3 protein-coding genes are annotated in these 2,611 nt (G+C 48.9%); all 3 read left to right on the forward strand.

The annotated features are described in order from the left end of the window. The coding region (locus tag BLQ60_RS13905; protein ID WP_092621874.1) for a 3-oxoacid CoA-transferase subunit A at nt 1-612 on the forward strand (612 nt) is incomplete at its 5' end. A 10-nt stretch (nt 613-622) separates the two neighbouring features. After that, nucleotides 623-1,276: a 3-oxoacid CoA-transferase subunit B gene (locus tag BLQ60_RS13910; RefSeq protein ID WP_092621877.1), complete on the forward strand. Its 654-nt coding sequence runs from the start codon at nt 623-625 to the stop codon at nt 1,274-1,276. 106 nt (nt 1,277-1,382) lie between these two features. Continuing rightward, the gene (gene pcaF, locus BLQ60_RS13915; protein ID WP_092621880.1) at nt 1,383-2,588 is read left to right on the forward strand and encodes a 3-oxoadipyl-CoA thiolase; all 1,206 of its coding nucleotides are present in this window, start codon (nt 1,383-1,385) and stop codon (nt 2,586-2,588) included. Nucleotides 2,589-2,611: the final 23 nt, after the last annotated feature.

A 2,611-nucleotide genomic window follows, 5' to 3' on the forward strand; every position in this document is an offset into this window, starting at 1 on the left:
GCAGGACAGCCCGCAGAACTGATTGATGGCTTGATTGCATTGGGTGTCAAAGATCTGGTCATCGTCAACAACAATGCTGGCAATGGCGACTACGGACTGGCAAAGCTACTAAAAACAGGCGCCGTGCGTAAAATCATCTGCTCTTTCCCACGTCAATCCGACTCATGGGTGTTCGATGAACTGTACCATGCAGGCAAAATCGAACTCGAAATCGTCCCTCAAGGCAACCTCGCTTGCCGTATCCAAGCCGCTGGCATGGGACTTGGCGCAGTATTTACCCCAACAGGCTACGGCACCATGCTCGCCGAAGGCAAAGAAACTCGTCACATTGATGGCAAAGATTATGTCTTAGAATATCCAATCAAAGCCGATGTAGCATTGATCAAAGCGCAACAAGGCGATCGCTGGGGCAATTTGGTTTATCGTAAATCTGCACGCAACTTCGGACCAATCATGGCAATGGCAGCCGACATTACCATCGCCCAAGTCTCAGAAGTGGTCGAACTCGGTGCACTTGATCCAGAACACATCATCACCCCAGGCATCTTTGTTCAGCACGTCATTCAAGTCGAACCGACCTCGCCTGTAGACAACAATACAGCGAGCGCATAAGGATAAGCACATGAGCTATAACAAACTGACCCGTGATCAAATCGCCGAGCGTGTGGCACAAGATATTCCTGATGGTGCCTATGTCAATCTCGGTATCGGACTGCCAACCAAAATTTCCAAATACCTGCCTGCCGACAAAGATGTGTTTTTACATTCTGAAAATGGACTACTTGCCTTTGGACCACCACCAGCCAAAGGTGAAGAAGATCCAGAACTGATCAATGCAGGTAAAGAATACGTCACCATGCAAACAGGTGGCTGCTTTTTCCATCATGGCGATTCCTTTGCCATGATGCGTGGTGGACATTTAGATATCGCTGTACTTGGTGCATTCCAAGTGGCTGCTAATGGCGACCTTGCCAACTGGCATACAGGTGCGCCTGATGCGATTCCTGCGGTGGGCGGTGCGATGGACTTAGCCGTCGGTGCTAAAAAAGTCTTTATCACCACCGACCATGTCACCAAAACGGGTGAAGCCAAAATCGTTGCTGAACTGACCTATCCTGTGACAGGCAAACACTGTGTCGATCGGATTTATACCGACCTGTGCGTGATTGATGTCACCGCAGAGGGTTTAAAAGTCATTGAAAAAGTCGAGGGCTTAAGTTTTACGGAACTACAAGGCTTAACAGGTGCAACGCTTATCGATGCAACACAAGGATAATTCATAATCTCCCCTAACCCCTCTTTAAGAAAGAGGGGAACTCCTTTACTAAAGGGACTTGCGGAACATTGTTCCTCAGGAGGGATTGTAAATACAGGGAAACAAGATGAAAAACGCCTATATTATTGATGCCATTCGTACTCCATTTGGACGCTATGCAGGTGGACTTGCCCCGCTGCGTGCGGATGATCTCGGTGCAGTACCACTACAAGCCTTGATGGCACGCAACGCAACTGTGGATTGGACGCAAGTCGATGATGTGATCTACGGCTGTGCCAACCAAGCAGGTGAAGACAACCGCAACGTCGGACGTATGTCGGCACTGCTTGCAGGGCTTCCTGTTGAAGTGCCAGCCACCACAGTGAATCGTCTTTGTGGTTCATCTATGGATGCGATTGCCATGGCAGCACGTGCCATCAAAGCAGGTGAAGCAAATCTGATCATCGCTGGTGGTGTGGAGAGCATGAGCCGTGCGCCATATGTGATGGGGAAATCAGAAGGTGCATATGGACGTAGTCAAAAGATCGAAGATACTACGATGGGCTGGCGCTTTATCAATCCAAAACTTAAAGCCATGTATGGTGTGGATACCATGCCACAAACCGCTGAAAATGTGGCGACACAATTTGATGTCAACCGTGCCGATCAAGATCAATTTGCCTTAAACAGTCAACAGCGTACTGCGGCAGCACAAGCCAATGGCTTTTTTAAGCACGAAATCATCCCTGTCATTATTCCTCAGCGCAAGGGTGATCCGATCGTTGTAGATACCGATGAACATCCACGTGCCTCGACCACTATCGAAGCATTAACCAAACTCAAAGGTGTGGTCTCTGCAGAGGGTACGGTGACTGCGGGCAATGCCTCAGGCATTAACGATGGTGCAGCAGCGCTATTGATTGCTTCAGATGAGGCAGTGCAACAATACAACTTAAAACCACGTGCCAAAATCATTGCTTCAACCACGGTTGGTATTGAACCACGCATCATGGGTTTTGCGCCCGCACCTGCGATTAAGAAGTTACTCAAACAAGCCAATCTCAGTATTGAACAGATGGATGTGATTGAGCTGAATGAAGCCTTTGCAGCACAGGCATTGGCAGTGACCCGTGATTTATGTCTAGCGGATGGCACCACGCAGGTCAATCCAAATGGTGGCGCAATTGCGATTGGTCATCCACTGGGTGCGTCAGGTGCACGCTTGGTCACCACAGCATTGAACCAGCTTGAACAGTCAGGTGGAACCTATGCCTTATGTTCAATGTGTATTGGTGTCGGGCAAGGTATTGCCATGATTATTCAACGGGTTTAATACAGCGTTAAGGATTGCGGTCA

The sequence above is a fragment of the Acinetobacter marinus genome (assembly GCF_900096915.1).
In the GTDB taxonomy this organism is placed as follows: Bacteria; Pseudomonadota; Gammaproteobacteria; order Pseudomonadales; family Moraxellaceae; genus Acinetobacter; species Acinetobacter marinus.

Coding starts and splice junctions, on each gene's coding strand:
- BLQ60_RS13910 (WP_092621877.1), top strand. CDS start 623: ATGAGCTATAACAAACTGACCCGTGATCAAATCGCCGAGCGTGTGGCA.
- pcaF (WP_092621880.1), top strand. CDS start 1,383: ATGAAAAACGCCTATATTATTGATGCCATTCGTACTCCATTTGGACGC.